11 protein-coding genes are annotated in these 14,529 nt (G+C 64.9%); 4 read left to right on the top strand and 7 right to left on the bottom strand.

Features of this window, described 5'->3' with window-relative positions; genetic code table 11:
* Positions 1-75: 75 nt before the first annotated feature.
* Complete coding sequence (locus AC0L21_RS12890) at positions 76-1,062, bottom strand: Bug family tripartite tricarboxylate transporter substrate binding protein (protein ID WP_473261878.1); 987 nt, start codon at positions 1,060-1,062, stop codon at positions 76-78.
* Between the two features lie 142 nt (positions 1,063-1,204).
* Positions 1,205-1,483, bottom strand: a complete 279-nt coding sequence (locus AC0L21_RS12885) for a hypothetical protein (RefSeq protein WP_473261875.1) — start codon at positions 1,481-1,483, stop codon at positions 1,205-1,207.
* Between the two features lie 83 nt (positions 1,484-1,566).
* On the opposite strand from AC0L21_RS12885, the gene AC0L21_RS12880 reads away from it, so the two are divergent.
* On the top strand, positions 1,567-5,013 hold the full coding sequence (locus tag AC0L21_RS12880; RefSeq protein ID WP_473261873.1) for an autotransporter domain-containing protein: 3,447 nt from the start codon (positions 1,567-1,569) through the stop codon (positions 5,011-5,013).
* A gap of 29 nt (positions 5,014-5,042) precedes the next feature.
* Here AC0L21_RS12880 and AC0L21_RS12875 read toward each other — a convergent pair whose 3' ends face one another.
* The 5 genes from AC0L21_RS12875 to AC0L21_RS12855 form a co-directional block, all read right to left on the bottom strand.
* Positions 5,043-5,246 (bottom strand): GspMb/PilO family protein, encoded by a 204-nt coding sequence (locus AC0L21_RS12875; protein WP_473262138.1) that lies wholly within the window; start codon positions 5,244-5,246, stop codon positions 5,043-5,045.
* Between the two features lie 16 nt (positions 5,247-5,262).
* Positions 5,263-6,060 carry an enoyl-CoA hydratase/isomerase family protein gene (locus tag AC0L21_RS12870; RefSeq protein WP_473261871.1) on the bottom strand — a complete coding sequence of 266 codons (798 nt, stop codon included), beginning with the start codon at positions 6,058-6,060 and terminating at the stop codon, positions 5,263-5,265.
* A 60-nt stretch (positions 6,061-6,120) separates the two neighbouring features.
* A complete protein-coding gene (locus AC0L21_RS12865) occupies positions 6,121-7,320 on the bottom strand; it encodes a pyridoxal-phosphate-dependent aminotransferase family protein (RefSeq protein ID WP_473261869.1) in 1,200 nt (399 codons plus the stop codon).
* A 112-nt stretch (positions 7,321-7,432) separates the two neighbouring features.
* Positions 7,433-8,716, bottom strand: a complete 1,284-nt coding sequence (locus AC0L21_RS12860) for an MFS transporter (protein ID WP_473261866.1) — start codon at positions 8,714-8,716, stop codon at positions 7,433-7,435.
* A gap of 54 nt (positions 8,717-8,770) precedes the next feature.
* The gene (locus AC0L21_RS12855; RefSeq protein WP_473261864.1) at positions 8,771-9,973 is read right to left on the bottom strand and encodes a pyridoxal-phosphate-dependent aminotransferase family protein; all 1,203 of its coding nucleotides are present in this window, start codon (positions 9,971-9,973) and stop codon (positions 8,771-8,773) included.
* 133 nt (positions 9,974-10,106) lie between these two features.
* Here AC0L21_RS12855 and AC0L21_RS12850 point away from each other — a divergent pair, with 133 nt between their 5' ends.
* The 3 genes from AC0L21_RS12850 to AC0L21_RS12840 all read left to right on the top strand — a co-directional run bounded on the left by AC0L21_RS12850 (position 10,107) and on the right by AC0L21_RS12840 (position 14,349).
* The gene (locus AC0L21_RS12850; protein ID WP_473261860.1) at positions 10,107-10,844 is read left to right on the top strand and encodes a GntR family transcriptional regulator; all 738 of its coding nucleotides are present in this window, start codon (positions 10,107-10,109) and stop codon (positions 10,842-10,844) included.
* Between the two features lie 105 nt (positions 10,845-10,949).
* A complete protein-coding gene (locus AC0L21_RS12845) occupies positions 10,950-13,928 on the top strand; it encodes an FAD-binding and (Fe-S)-binding domain-containing protein (protein ID WP_473261858.1) in 2,979 nt (992 codons plus the stop codon).
* Complete coding sequence (locus tag AC0L21_RS12840; protein WP_473261855.1) at positions 13,921-14,349, top strand: GlcG/HbpS family heme-binding protein; 429 nt, start codon at positions 13,921-13,923, stop codon at positions 14,347-14,349. Before AC0L21_RS12845 ends, AC0L21_RS12840 begins: the two co-directional genes overlap by 8 nt.
* Positions 14,350-14,529 lie beyond the last annotated feature (180 nt).

Here is a 14,529-nt window from a genome sequence, read left to right as displayed (position 1 = left end):
GGAGAGTCCCCCTCACCCGGATTGCATCTTCGATCCAATCCGACCTCTCCCCGCAAGCGGGGCGAGGTGAAGCAATCACTTCGCGACGAATCCGGCTTCCGTCATCAGCGACTTGTTGACTGCATCGTCCTCCTCGAGGAATTGCACCATGTCCTTGCCGGTGAGGAAGATCGGCTTCAACGCCTGCTTTTCCATGTAGTCCTTGTACTCGGAGGTCTGTGTCACCTTGTGGAACAGCTCGACATAGAACGCCTGCTGCTCCGCGGTGACCTTGCCGGGCAGGAACGTCGCACGCAGCATCAGATACTGCACGTCGACGCCCTCCTCCTTGCAGGTGGGGATGTCGGCCCAGGACTGCGTGTCCGTCACCTTGCTGGTGTAGGAGATCCGCTCCTTGTCGAACACGCAGAGCGGACGCACCTGGCCCGCGCGCCAGACCTCGAGATTCTCGGATGGATTGTTGACGTTGGATTCGGTGTGGTTGCCGACCAGCTGGGTCGCGGCCTCGCCGCCGGACTTGTAGGGCAGATAGGAGAATTTCGCGCCGGTCTTCTGCTCGAGGAACACGGTCAGCACGTGATCCTCGCGCTTGGAGCCGGTGCCGCCCATCTTGAACGGCGCGGCTGCCGCCTTCGCGGCGGCGACGAACTCCTTCACCGTTTTGGGACCCGCGCTGTTGTCCCACAGCACGAATTGGTCGAGCGCGATCACCGAAACCGGGGTCAGCTCACGCCAGTTGAACGGGATCTTCGCCGACAGCGGCAGCATGTAGATCAGCGAATAGGCGATCAGCACCTTATTGGGGTCGCCCTCGCTGGACTTCATGTACATCAGCGCTTCCGCACCCGACGCGCCGCCCTTGAGCGAGACCACGATCGGCTGCTTCATCAGATTGTTCTTCTGGATAGCGGACTGCATCATCCGCGCCATCTGGTCGGAGGCGCCGCCCGCGCCCGCCGCGACCACGATCTCGACCGGCTTGCTCGGCTCCCAGCCGGCAAAGGCCGGCGCGCTGAACGATAGCGCCGCTGCAACTCCAATAGCTTTCAGCAGAATTCGCAAGAGTTTCGTCCCGTTGGTTATTATCGCTTCGTTGCCAGGAATTTATCGCGCATTGTGCGGACTAATGCGGACGAGTTCAAGCACGCGGGCATCGCGCCGCCTATGACTTTCGGCTGACGAAGCCAAGTCGGAGATGCGCTACTTACCCTTCTCGCTGGGCGTGCCGCTTGTTAAGGAAAGTGTCCATTCCCTGGCGCAAATCTTCGCTCACATCGGCATTGAAGATCAGCTCCTCGCCTTCCTCGCGCGACCGTCTGCGGCGGATATGGCGCAAGGCTTCTGCGGTCGCTTCCCGCAAGAGCGCGTGGCGAGCGACATGGATATGTTGCCTAACGGCCACGGTGGCTAGAAATGCAAAGCGGAACGGGCCAGAACCCGGCGCGAATGGATAGCCGTTCATTGCAGGCTGTTGCGGCACCATGAGATCATGTCGCAGGGTATGGCATCGGTACGTGCCCGGGTTGCATGCTCGTGATGATTTCATTGCTGATTTGAGAAGATTAGATGGCCGAACCGATGGCAGGTGGGCGGATCGGATACGGGCTGCGATCCGTCGTGCGCCACTCCTTGGCGACCCTGCTGGCGACCACTGCGCTCGGCGTCGTCGCCGCGCGAGCCGTCGACGGCATCTGGGCCGGCGGCAGCAGCGATTGGACGAATGGCGCGAACTGGTCATCCAACCCGGTCGTGCCGGACGGAACCGCAACGTTCACCAACACCGGAAGCACGGCCGTCGACAACAACAACGGTGCCGTCGTCATTGGCACGGTCCAGTTCACGAGCATCGCGCAGGCCTACTCGATCACGATCGGCAAGCCGTTCACCGTCAACGCGGCAGGCATTGTCAACAATTCAGGCACGACGCAGAATTTCGAGGTCACCTCCGGCAACAATCTGGTGTTCCAGAACAGCAGCACCGCGCGCGGCGGTGTCGGAGCCGGGGCCGTCATCATCACGAATGACGCCGGCGGTCAGATCGAATTCTTCTCCAGCGCTTCGGCCGGCAGCGCCACGATCAACAACCTCGCTTCGGCGACGCTGAACTTCCACAACACCACGACCGCCGCCACTTCGACCATCACCAACGACGGAACGGTGAACTTCGACGGCTCCAGCACGGGCGGCAGCGCGCGTTTCGTTAACAATGCCGGGGGCACGGTCGATATTTCCGGCCTGACCAGCACCGGCATGACCGCCGGCTCGATCGAAGGCGCCGGCAATTACGTGCTGGGCGCCAAGACGCTGACCACCGGCAGCCTCAACACCTCGACCCAGGTCGACGGCGTGATCTCCGGCACCGGCGGCGGCCTGACCAAGGTCGGCACCGGTACGCTGACGCTGGCGGGCACCAACACCTACACAGGCCCGACGACGATCTCGGGCGGAACGCTGGCGCTGACCGGCTTCGGCAGCATCTCAGGCTCCAGTGTCGTAACAGTGGACGGAACATTCGACATCTCTGCGTCCTCGTTCCCGTTCAACGCCATCACGACGCTCGCCGGCAGCTCGAGCGGCATCGTCAATATGGGCGGCAACGGGCTGTTCATTAGCAACGGCTCGACGGAATTTGCGGGCGTCATCCAGGGCACTGGCGGACTCGAAGTCGGCGCCGGCACTCAGACGCTCTCGGGCGTGAACACCTACAGCGACGTCACCCAGATCGACGCAGGCGCGACGCTCGCGTTGAAGGGCAATGGCTCGATCTCGAACTCGCTCTATGTCGCGTTCGCGGGCGCCGGCGCAATGCTCGATATCTCCCAGACCACGTCCGGTGCATCGGTGACGCGGCTGCTCTCGTTCGGCGCCAATGGCGTAGTCGCGCTGGGATCGAAGACGCTGACGATCACGGTCGGCAACTCCTTCGGCGGCGTGATCCAGGACGGCGGCATTGCGGGCGGCATCGGTGGCAACGTCGTGATCGCCAACGGCGCCACCCAGCAACTCTACGGCACCAACACCTATACCGGCACCACGACGATCGCGAGCGGCGGCGAGCTCGATCTCATCAACTCCGCAGGCAGCGACGGAAGCATCGCGACCTCGAGCAACGTCATCGCCAACGGCATCTTCGACATCGCGGCCTTAAGCGCCGGCACGTCGATCAAGTCGCTGGCGGGTTCGGGCAACGTCAATCTCGGCGCCAACACCCTGACCATCACCAACGGCAACAGCAATTTCGCGGGCGTGATCGACGATGCCGGCGCCGGCGGCGGTCTCACGCTCACCGGTGGCAAACAGACGCTGTCCGGCGCCAACACCTATACCGGGGCCACCACGATCAACGGCGGCAAACTGATCGTGGACGGCTCGATCCTGAGCCCGACCACCGTCAATGCCGGCGGCACGCTCTCAGGCGCCGGTACGCTGCCCGGCCAGGGCGTCGTCGGCAACGTCACGGTCAATGGTGGCACGCTGGCGCCCGGCAGCAGCACGAATCCGTTCGCGCCGCTAACGATCAACGGGCCGCTGAGCTTCACGGCGGCCTCGACCTATCTCGTGCAGGTCTCCTCCAATGCCAGCCTCGCCAATGTCAACGGCGCGGCCACGCTCGGCAACGCAACGGTGAGCGCGATGTTCGCCTCGGGCACGATCAAGAAGCAGTACACGATCCTGTCGGCGACCGGCGGCTTCGGCGGCACCGCGTTCAACGCAGCCGTCGTCTCCAACATGCCGACGATCAACGCGTCGCTGAGCTACGGCACCAACAATGTGTTCCTCAACATCGGCGTCAACTTTGCCCCCAGCGGCGGCGGCCTCACCGTCAACCAGCAGAACGTTGCAAACACGCTGACCAGCTTCTTCAACTCGACCGGCAGCATTCCGGCAGCCTTCGCTGCGCTGACGCCGGCCGGGCTGACGACGGCCTCGGGCGAAATCGGCACCGGCATCATCCAGTCCGCGATCAATGCCGACGGGCAATTCCTCAATCTGATGCTCGACCCGACCGTCATCGGCCGCTCGGGCGGTTTCGCCAAGGCGGGCAGCGTCGCGCAATTCGCCGAGAGCGACGACGCGGCCGCCTATGCGTCCATGCGCCCGGCCAACGCGCGCGAGCGCGAGGCTTATGCGATGGCGACCAAGGTGCCGCTGCTCGTCTTGCAGCCGGCCAGCCGCTGGAGCCTCTGGACTGCCGGCTATGGCGGCTCGGCACAAGTCGGCGGCAATGCGCCGGTCGGCTCGCAAGACCTGACCGCACGGGCCTGGGGCGGCGCGGCCGGCGCCGACTACAGGGTTTCGGTGGACACGCTGGTCGGCTTCGCGCTCGGCGGCGGTGGACTGAGCTACTCGCTCGCCAATGCGATGGGTTCGGGCTCGGCAGACCTGTTCCAGGCCGGCGTCTACGGCCGGCACAATTTCGGACCGGCCTATATCTCCGCCGCGCTCGCCTATGGCTGGCACGACGTCACCACCAGCCGCACCGTGGCGCCCGGCGGCTTCGACCAGTTGCAGGGCCGCTTCAAGGCCGACACCTTCTCGGCCCGCTTCGAGGGCGGCTACCGCTTCCCGACGCCGATGATCGGCCTCACCCCCTATGCGGCTGCGCAGGTCACGAACTTTAACCTGCCCAATTACTCCGAAGTCAGCCTCAATGGCGGCGGATTATTCGCGTTGAACTATGCCTCGCAATCGCTGACCGACACCCGCTCCGAGCTCGGCCTGCGCACCGACAAGTCGTACGCGATGCAGAACGGCGTCCTGACGCTGCGCGGTCGCGCCGCCTGGGCGCACGACTACAATCCGGGCCGCGCCGTCACCGCGCTGTTCCAGACCCTGCCGGGCACCAGCTTCGTCGTGAACGGCGCCCGGGTCGACGCCGACTACGCGCTCGCCAGCGCCAGCGCCGAGATGAAATGGCTGAGCGGCTTCTCCATCGCCGGCACCTTCGACGGCGAGTTCTCCGGAAACGTCGCCAGCTATTCCGGCAAGGGCGTGTTCAAGTACGCTTGGTGAGCCGGCGTCGTGAGTTGACGAGGTCCGCCCTACTTCCCCGCCTGCCATTGGCCGGGGACGACCAAGATCACCCTGACGCGGCCGGTTGCCGCATCACTCAGCGCCGTGGTCTGCGGCACATGGACGTCCAGCTGGTCGACGAACAAGAACGGCATGCCGGCTTCGCATAAAGCGAGAAGCGGGCAATTGTGGTTCCGACAGGCGGTACCACTTGAATAGTTGCACGGCGCAATCGGCAGAGGACCCGCGCTACTTGCCCTTCCAGTTCGGCGTACGCTTGTTGAGGAAGGCGTCCATTCCCTCGCGGAAATCTTCGCTCATATAGGCCTTGAGGATCAGATCCTCGCCTTCTTCGCGCGACAGCGTGCGGCGGATGCGGCGCACTGCCTCCTTGGTCGCTTCAAGCGTCAGCGGAGCGTGGCTCGCCACCAGCCTGGCGGTCTCGTCGGCGCGGCGCTGCAGCGTCTCGACATCGGGGACGACCTCGGTGAGGAGGCCGAGCGCCAGCGCCTCCGGCGCCTCGACGAGGCGCGCCTTGAAGATCATATCCTTGGTGCGGGCGGGGCCGACCAGCGAGACGACGCGGCTGATATTCGACATCGACAGGCAGTTGCCGAGGGTGCGCGCGATCGGAAACCCGATGCGCGTCGTTTCAGTCCCGATGCGGAGGTCGCAGCAAGCCGCAATTCCGGCGCCGCCGCCGGTGCATGCCCCCGCGATCGCCGCGATCACGGGCACGCGGCACTGCTCCAGCGTGCCGAGCACGCGGTCGATGCGGGCCTCATAGTCGAGCGCATCCTGCGCGGTTTTGAACGCACGGAATTGAGAAATGTCGGTGCCGGAGGCAAACGCCTTGTCGCCGGCGCCGGTCAGGATCAGCGCCTTGATCGAGCGGTCGGTGTTGATCTCCTGGCAAATATCCGCCATGCGCTCGTACATGGCGAATGTCAGTGCGTTGCGCGCCTGCGGGCGATTGAAAGTGAGCCGCGCGATGCCGTCCGTGACGGAGTAGAGCAGGTCTTCGTTGGCGGTCGTTGGTGCGTTCATCGCGCGCTCTCTTTCTCGAAGTTGGTTCAGGCAAGCTGAGCCTTCAGGCCACCTGAGCCTTTAAGCCACTTGAGCCTTGGTCATCGGCACCACGTCGCGTCCCTTCAGGACGTCCATGGCCGCCAACACGCCGCCGCTCCGGTGCGGGATCTTTGCAAGATCGAGGCCCATCTCGACGCCGGCGAGCGTGCCCATCAACATCAGGTCGTTGAAATGGCCGATATGGCCGATGCGGAACACCTTGCCCTTGACCTTGTTCAGGCCGGTGCCGAGCGACATGTCGAAGGCCTCGAGCACCACCTTGCGGAAGGCATCGGCGTCATGGCCGTCAGGCACGCGCACGCCGGTCAGCGCTGGCGAATGCGCGGCAGGATCGGCGCACTGCGTCTCCAGGCCCCAGACCTTGATTGCCGCACGCGTCGCCGCGCTGTGGCGCTTGTGGCGGGTCCAGACGTTCTCGAGCCCCTCCTCTTCCAGCATCTTGATCGCCTCGCGCAGGCCGTAGAGCAAATTGGTCGCGGGCGTATAGGGGAAGGTGCCGAGCTTGTTGAAGGAGATGACCTCCTGCCAGTCCCAATAGGAGCGCATGCCGGGGTTGGCCTTGGCCACCGCGAGCGCCTTCTCCGAGACGGCGTTGAAGCCGAGGCCCGGCGGCAGCATCAGGCCCTTCTGCGAACCGGCGACCGAGACGTCGATGCCCCAGGCATCGTGTTCGTACTCCATCGAGCCGAGGCCGGAGATGGTGTCGACCATCAGCAGCGCGGGATGCTTGACCCGGTCGAGCAGCTTGCGCACTTCCAGCGGCGGCGTCACGCAGCCGGTCGAGGTCTCGTTGTGGACGACGCAGACCGCCTTGATCGTGTGCTGCTTGTCGCCGGCAAGGCGCTTCTCGATCTCGGCGAGATCGGCGCCATGGCGCCAGTCGCTCGGGATGAAGTCGACGTCGAGCTTGAACTTGTCGGCGATGCCGCGCCACAGCACGGCGAACTGGCCGGTCTCGCACATCAGGACCTTGTCGCCGGGCGCGAGCACGTTGACCATCGCAGCTTCCCAAGCGCCGGTCCCGGACGAGGGGAAAATGATCACGGGCTGCTTGGTGCGGAACACCCGCTGCATGCCGGCGAGGACGGCGAAACCGAGTTCGGCGAACTCCGGACCGCGATGGTCCAGCGTCGGCATGTCCATCGCCCGCAGCACGCGGTCGGGGACGTTGGTCGGTCCTGGAATCTGGAGAAAATGCCTTCCAGTGTGCACGGTCATCGGCGTCCTTCCCGGTCTTGCCTTGATTTTGATGGCCGCCGAATAGCACCATTTGACCGCCTTGTCCCCTCTTCTAAAAGCGCCTCCCATGCATAACCGCTTAGCGGCCGCCCTACTCCGCGGCCACCACCTTGCCGGACGGCAGCCCGTCCTCCGCCTCCGTGAACGGGCGCTCCGGATGCATCAGGAAGGCGGAAAAGCCACCGAGCAGCAACAGGCCCATCGACATCAGGAACGGCAGGTACCAATTGCCGGCCGCGTCGATCACGAAGCCCGCGACCAGCGGGGATACGATGGCGGCAAAGGCCGAGCCGGTGTTCATGAGTCCCGAGGCGGTGCCGGAATGTTTCGGGGCGATGTCCATCGGGATCGACCACATCGGGCCGATCACCAGCTCGGCGCAGAAGAAGCCGGCCGACAGGCACAGCGCGACGATCGTGATGTCGTGGACGAATAGGATCGGAAACAGCGAGAGCAGCGCCCCGGCAAATCCCGTAACGGTGACGCTCAGCCGGGCTAGGCGGACATTGCCGGTGCGGTCGAGGATCTTGTCCGAGAGCACGCCGCCGACGCTGTCACCGATCACGCCGGCAAAGAACACGCCGGAAGCGAACAGCGCCGAATTCTTGATGTCGAGATTGTAGTTGTTCTTGAAGAACAGCGGCAGCCAGTTGAGATAGAGCCACAGGCACCAACCATAGCAAAAATAGGTCAGCGTCACCGGCCACATCCGCCCCAATAGCGGGCCCCATGGCACCTGCGGCCGCTCGCCGGTCGGGCGCGGCGGCAGTGCGGCGAGCTCGGCCTCGGTAATGGAGGCGTGCTCCTTCGGCTCGTTGCGGAAATACCAGACCCAGATGACGCCCCAGATCAGGCTGACGACGCCGAGCACGACGAACGCGCCGCGCCAGGTCAGCCAGAGGATCAGCAGCGCCACCACCGGCGGCGTCACGGCATTGCCGAGCCGGGCGAAGGAATGGGTCAGCCCTTGCGCAAAACCGCGGCGGTTCGCAGGCGTCCAATATTGCATCGCACGCGTCGCGGTCGGAAAGGTCGCGCCCTCACCGAAGCCGAGCGCGAAACGCGCGACGAACAGCGCGGCAAGGCCATGCACGAAGCCGGTCGAGATGGTGGCCACCGCCCAGATCATGCCGCACCAGAACAGCGTCTTGCGCGGCCCGAAGCGATCGCCGACCCAGCCCCCGATCACCTGGAACAGCAGATAGGGATAAGCGAAGGCGGAGAACACGAGGCCAAGCTGAGTGTTCGACAGACCCAGCTCCTTCTGGATCTCGCTCGCCGCGGTGCCGATGTTCACCCGGTCGACATAGGTGATGAAATACATCGCGCAGAGCATCGCCAGCACGACATGCGTGGCCTTGAACCGAATTTTCATCTCCACCCCTCCCTGACTATCTTTGTGGTCGTCGACCGCGTGTCCCCGCGCGGTTTAAGTGCCGACCACTTTCAGATGCGGCGACGTATTGCCCTGCGGGTGCTGCTCCAGCAGCTTCATCGCGGCATCGACGCCGCCAGAACGGTGCGGCACGCCCGCGACCGAAAGGCCCATCTCCACGCCGGTGAGCGCGCCGAGCAACGTCAGCGCGTTGCATTCGCCGAGATGGCCGATGCGGAAGACTTTTCCGGCGACCTTCGACAGGCCAGAGCCGAGCGACATATTGTAATTGTCGAGCACGATCTTGCGGAACTGATCGGCGTCATGTCCCGGCGGCATCAGCACCGCCGTGAGCACTGGCGAAAATTCCGACGGCTCCTGGCAAAGGATCTCGAGGCCCCAATGATTGACGGCGGCACGGGTCGCAGCCGCCAGCCGCTGATGCCGCGCGAAGACGTTGTCGAGCCCCTCTTGGAGCAGCATCGCGATCGCCTCGTGCAGGCCGTAAAGCAGATTGGTCGCCGGCGTGTAGGGGAAGAAGCCGTTTGCGTTGGGCTTGAGCATCTCCTCCCAATCGAAATAGGAGCGCGGCATCTTGTTGGTCTTCGCAGCAGTGCGCGCCTTCTCCGAGATCGCGTTGAAGCCGAGGCCGGGCGGCAGCATGAAACCCTTCTGCGAGCAGCTGACGCTGACATCGACCTTCCATTCGTCGTGGCGGTAGTCGACCGAGCCGAGCGAGGAGATGGTGTCGACCATCAGCAGCGCCGGATGGCCCGTGCGATCGATCGCAGCGCGGATCTCGGCGATGCGGCTGGTTGCCCCGGTGGAGGTCTCGTTGTGCACGACCATCACGGCCTTGATCGCGCGGGCGATGTCGTCGGTCAGTCTTGCCTCGATCACGGCCGGATCGGCGCCGCGGCGCCAGTCGCCGGGAACGAAATCGACCTCGATGCCGAACCGCCCCGCCATCTGACGCCACAGGGTGGCGAAATGGCCGGTCTCGACCATCAGCACCTTGTCGCCCGGCGACAGCGTGTTGACGATCGCGGCCTCCCAGGCGCCAGTCCCCGACGAGGGGAAGATCACCACCGGTCCCGCGGTCTGGAAGATTTTCTGGCTGCCCTCAAGCACGGCCCGACCGAGCTCGCCGAATTCCACGCTCCGGTGGTCGATAACCGGCATGTCCATGGCGCGCAGGACGCGCTCGGGGACCGGGCTCGGGCCCGGAATCTGAAGGAAATGGCGTCCCTGATGCATGAAAACCTCCCGGTCGGCGGATTCTGGCCAGCTGTGCGGTCTATTTTGCATTCATTTTTTGTGCTTTCAATCCATTTTTGGTATTCGATTGTGGAGATCGACGCGACAAAACGGGCAAACTACTGTGCTGCAAATGAAATCCACGATTCCCGACACCGGGGCTCCGATTGCCCCGCCCGCCGCAAATGGCGGCGACCGCCAGGAGGCCTCGCTTCATGGCGAGGTTCTGCTACGGCTGCGCGACTACGTGGTGGAAGGCAACATTCCCGACGGCGCGCGCGTTCCCGAGCGGCAGCTCTGCGAGATGTTCGGCATTTCCCGCACACCGCTGCGCGAGGCACTGAAAGTGCTCGCCGCCGAGGGGCTGATCGAGCTCCTGCCCAACCGCGGCGCGCGGGTCCGCCAGCTCAGCCAGCGCGACCTCGAGGAGCTGTTCGACGTGATGGCGGGGCTGGAAAGCCTGGCCGGGCGGCTTGCCTGCGAAGCCATTACGGATGCGGAAATCACCGCGATCGAGCAGTTGCATTACGAGATGTACGGCCACTATCTGCATCGCGACATGCACGGCTATTTCCAGATCAACCAGCGCATCCACGAGAGCATCGTCGCGGCCGCGCGGAACGAGACGCTGAAGACCGCATACGCCAACTTTGCGGGGCGGATCCGGCGCGTCCGCTACTCCGCCAATTTCGCCCGCAAGCGGCAGCGCTGGGCGGAAGCGATGCGCGAGCACGAGGCCATCCTCGATGCGCTGCGCCGCCGTGCCGAAAGCGAGCTCAGCGACATCCTGTTCCAGCACCTGCGCAACAAGCGGACGGCCGCGATCGAGCACCTGACCGAGACCCAAGAGGACGCTCCGGCCTCGCCCTGAGGGCAGCCGGCTTGCTCATTTTGAATTCATAATATAAGCGGTCAGAAATAAGAATGAATACTCCAGTCCGGCCACCCGCCTCGCTGGATCAGTCCGGGATCAGGGATGACAAACGCTTCCTCGCTCGAACGGCGCCTGCGCGCGGAAATGACCGGCGACGTCCTGTTCGATCGCTTCAGCCGCGGCCGTTACGCCACCGACGCCTCGTTCTATCAGATCGTGCCCGCGGGCGTGGTCGTGCCCAGGACCATGGACGAGGCCTTGCGGGCGCTGGCGATCGCCCGGGACGACGGACGGAAGGTCACCCCGCGCGGCGGTGGCACCTCGCAATGCGGCCAGACCGTCAATGACGGCCTCGTGGTCGATCTTTCGAAGCGCCTGAACCGGATCCTGTCGCTCGACGTCGAAGGGCGCACCTGCGTGGTCGAGCCCGGCATCGTGCTCGATGACCTCAACCGCCAACTGAAGAAACACGGCCTCTGGTTTCCGGTCGATGTCTCCACGGCGTCGCGCGCCACCATCGGCGGCATGGCGGGCAACAATTCCTGCGGCGGCCGCAGCTTGCGCTACGGCACCATGCGCGACAACACGCTGTCGATGGAGGCCGCGCTCGCCGACGGCACGCTGAGCCGCTTCGGCGAGGTGTCGCGCGATCTCTCCGATCTCGACGCGAACGACAGCGCGCGCGACCTGTTCCGCGACATGCTCGATCTCGGCGCCCGCGAGGCCGGGGAGATCGCCGCGCGCTTCCCAAGCGTGCAACGCCGTGTCGGTGGCTACAATCTCGATGCGCTGGTGCCGCGCAATGCGCGCAACAACATGGCGCACCTTCTCGTCGGCTCTGAGGGCACCCTCGCCTTCACCACCAAGGTCGAGCTGAAGCTGTGGCCCGTGATCCGCAACAAGGCGCTCGGCATCTGCCATTTCGGCAGTTTTTACGAGGCGATGAATGCGGCCCAGCATCTGGTCAAGCTGAAGCCGATCGCGGTCGAGCTGGTTGACCGCACCATGCTCGCACTCGGCCGCGACATCGGGATGTTCCGGCCGATCATCTCCGCCGCGATCAAGGGTGATCCGGATGCGGTGCTCGTGGTCGAGTTCGCCGAGGAGGATCAGGCGGACAACCTCGTGCGCCTTAAGCAGCTCGGCGAGCTGATGGGCGATCTCGGCTTCGGCTGGAACAACGACAAGCGCAAATGGGGCGGCGTGGTGGACATCACCGAGCCCGCGCTCCAGAGCGGGATCGCCGATTTCCGCGCCGCCGGCCTCAACGTCATGATGTCGATGAAGCAGGAGGGCAAGCCGGTCTCCTTCGTCGAGGACTGCGCCGTGCCGCTGCCGCATCTCGCCGACTACACCGCGCGGCTGAGCGAGGTGTTCGCCAAGCACGGCACCAGCGGCACGATGTATGCTCACGCCTCCGAAGGCTGCCTGCATGTGCGGCCGGTGCTGAATTTGAAGCTGGACAAGGACGTCAAGGCGATGCGGGCCATCGCCGAGGAAGCCTTCGCACTGGTGCGCGAATACAAGGGCTCGCATTCCGGCGAGCACGGCGACGGCCTGGTGCGCTCCGAATTCCACGCAACGATGTTTGGCGAGCGCCTCGTCGCCGACTTCCGCGAGGTGAAGCAGCGTTTCGATCCCGAGGGCGTGCTCAACCCCGGCAAGATCGTCGACGCACCGAAAATGGACGATCGTTCGCTATTCCGCTTCAAGCCTGAGTATCGCGTCGCTGAGCTCAAGACAAAACTCGACTGGTCCGCTTATCCCGGGGCCGGCGGCGGCTTTCAGGGCGCGGTCGAGATGTGCAACAACAACGGCGCCTGCCGCAAGCTCGAGGGCGGCGTGATGTGTCCGTCCTACCGCGCGACGCGCAACGAGAAGGACGTGACGCGGGGTCGCGCCAACACGCTGCGGCTCGCGATCTCCGGTCAGCTCGGCGCGGGCGCACTTTCCTCCGACGAGATGATGGAGACGCTAAAGCTCTGCGTGTCCTGCAAGGCCTGCCGCCACGAATGCCCAACCGGCGTCGACATGGCCAAGATGAAGATCGAGGTGCTCGCCGCGCGCGCGGCTTCGCATGGCCTGACCTTGCGCGACCGGCTGATCGGCTACCTCCCGCGCTATGCCGGCCTCGCGTCGCGCTTTGCGCCCCTGGCGAATTGGCGCAACCGCAGCCCGCTGCTGCGAAAGCTGTTAGAGCGCTTTGCCGGCATCAGCGCGCGGCGGGCGCTCCCCGCGTTCCGCAGCGACGTGTTCGTGCCGCCCGCCGAAGCGATCGGGCCGGAGACCGGCCGGGAGGTCGTGCTGTTCGCCGACACTTTCAACCGCATCTATGAACGCGAAAATCTCGAGGCCGCGCTGCGCGTGCTTTCGGCCGGCGGCTATCGCGTGCACATGCCGAAACCCGCAAGCGGCAGCCGTCCGCTGTGCTGCGGCCGCACCTTTCTGTCAGCGGGCCTCGTCGACGAAGCTAGATCCGAGCTCGATCGTCTGGTCGCCGCATTCGTGCCCTTTGCCGCGCGCGGCGTCCCGATCGTCGGGCTCGAGCCGAGCTGCCTTTTGACCCTGCGCGACGAGCTCGCCTCGCTGCGCAAGGACGATGACGCCAAGGCCATCAGTGCCCACGCGCTGACCTTCGAGGAATTCCTGGTGCGCGAGGCCGAGGCCGGCCGGCTGCAACTGCCGCTCGGCGCGATCGCTGACAAAGCCCTGGTGCACGGCCATTGCCATCAAAAATCCTTCGGCGCGTACAAGCCGGTCGAGCAGGTGCTGCGCCTCGTCCCTCGCCTTGAGGTCGAGACCATCGAGTCGAGCTGCTGCGGCATGGCCGGCGCCTTCGGTTATGGCGCGGACACCTACGATGCCTCGATCGAAATGGCCGAGCTCTCGCTGCTACCCGCGGTGCGGCGCGCGGACCAGAAGACAGTCGTCGTCGCCGACGGCACCTCCTGCCGGCACCAGATCCACGACGGCGCCCAGCGCGAAGCCCTTCACGTAGCGCGCGTGCTGGCGCTGAGCCTCGATCGTGCGAAGACCCAATCCACAACCCCTCCCATTGCAAAGGAAACCAGCCATGGCTGACCTCACCCTCGACACCGCTCGCAAGATCCTCGACGCCGCCTTCGCGAAATCCGCGGAGCTGAAGCTGAAGCCGCTGGTCGTCACCATCCTGGACGCCCGCGGGGTGCTCAAGATCGCCGCGGCGCAGGACGGCACCAGCCTGATGCGCGCCGAGATCGCGCACGGCAAGGCCTACGGCGCGCTCGCATTGGGCATGGGCTCACGCGCCCTCTTCCAGCGCGCGCAGGAGCAGGCCTATTTCATCGACGCCGTGAACACCATGGCCAAGGGCGCGCTGGTGCCGGTCCCCGGCGGCGTGCTGATCATGGACGGCATGACGCTGCTCGGCGCCGTCGGCGTCTCCGGCGACACCTCCGACAATGACGAGGCGTGCGCCTTGGCCGGCATCCAGGCCGCGGGGTTGAAGGCCAACGCGGGATAGCGATCGTCCACGCACCAGGAGCCCCACGCTCGCCAAGGCCGTTGGGGGCACGCCGGCTAGGAATGCTGATCGAGGGTTCGTGTTCCTAGACTGTTACGGGCTTAACCCGAGACAGAATATCCCAGCATTTCCAATCCAATGTTGAGAGGGAAACGAAGGCATGTGCGGAAGAGAAATCAA

The organism is Bradyrhizobium sp. WSM4873, assembly GCF_055811355.1.
This window is presented reverse-complemented; position numbering and strand designations above follow the sequence as displayed.

Bases quoted from the DNA above. Each gene is read 5' to 3' on its own strand.
- AC0L21_RS12845 (WP_473261858.1), top strand. From the start codon at position 10,950: ATGACAAACGCTTCCTCGCTCGAACGGCGCCTGCGCGCGGAAATGACC.
- AC0L21_RS12870 (WP_473261871.1), bottom strand. From the start codon at position 6,060: ATGAACGCACCAACGACCGCCAACGAAGACCTGCTCTACTCCGTCACG.
- AC0L21_RS12855 (WP_473261864.1), bottom strand. From the start codon at position 9,973: ATGCATCAGGGACGCCATTTCCTTCAGATTCCGGGCCCGAGCCCGGTC.
- AC0L21_RS12865 (WP_473261869.1), bottom strand. From the start codon at position 7,320: ATGACCGTGCACACTGGAAGGCATTTTCTCCAGATTCCAGGACCGACC.
- AC0L21_RS12880 (WP_473261873.1), top strand. From the start codon at position 1,567: ATGGCCGAACCGATGGCAGGTGGGCGGATCGGATACGGGCTGCGATCC.
- AC0L21_RS12840 (WP_473261855.1), top strand. From the start codon at position 13,921: ATGGCTGACCTCACCCTCGACACCGCTCGCAAGATCCTCGACGCCGCC.
- AC0L21_RS12860 (WP_473261866.1), bottom strand. From the start codon at position 8,716: ATGAAAATTCGGTTCAAGGCCACGCATGTCGTGCTGGCGATGCTCTGC.
- AC0L21_RS12885 (WP_473261875.1), bottom strand. From the start codon at position 1,483: ATGGTGCCGCAACAGCCTGCAATGAACGGCTATCCATTCGCGCCGGGT.
- AC0L21_RS12850 (WP_473261860.1), top strand. From the start codon at position 10,107: ATGAAATCCACGATTCCCGACACCGGGGCTCCGATTGCCCCGCCCGCC.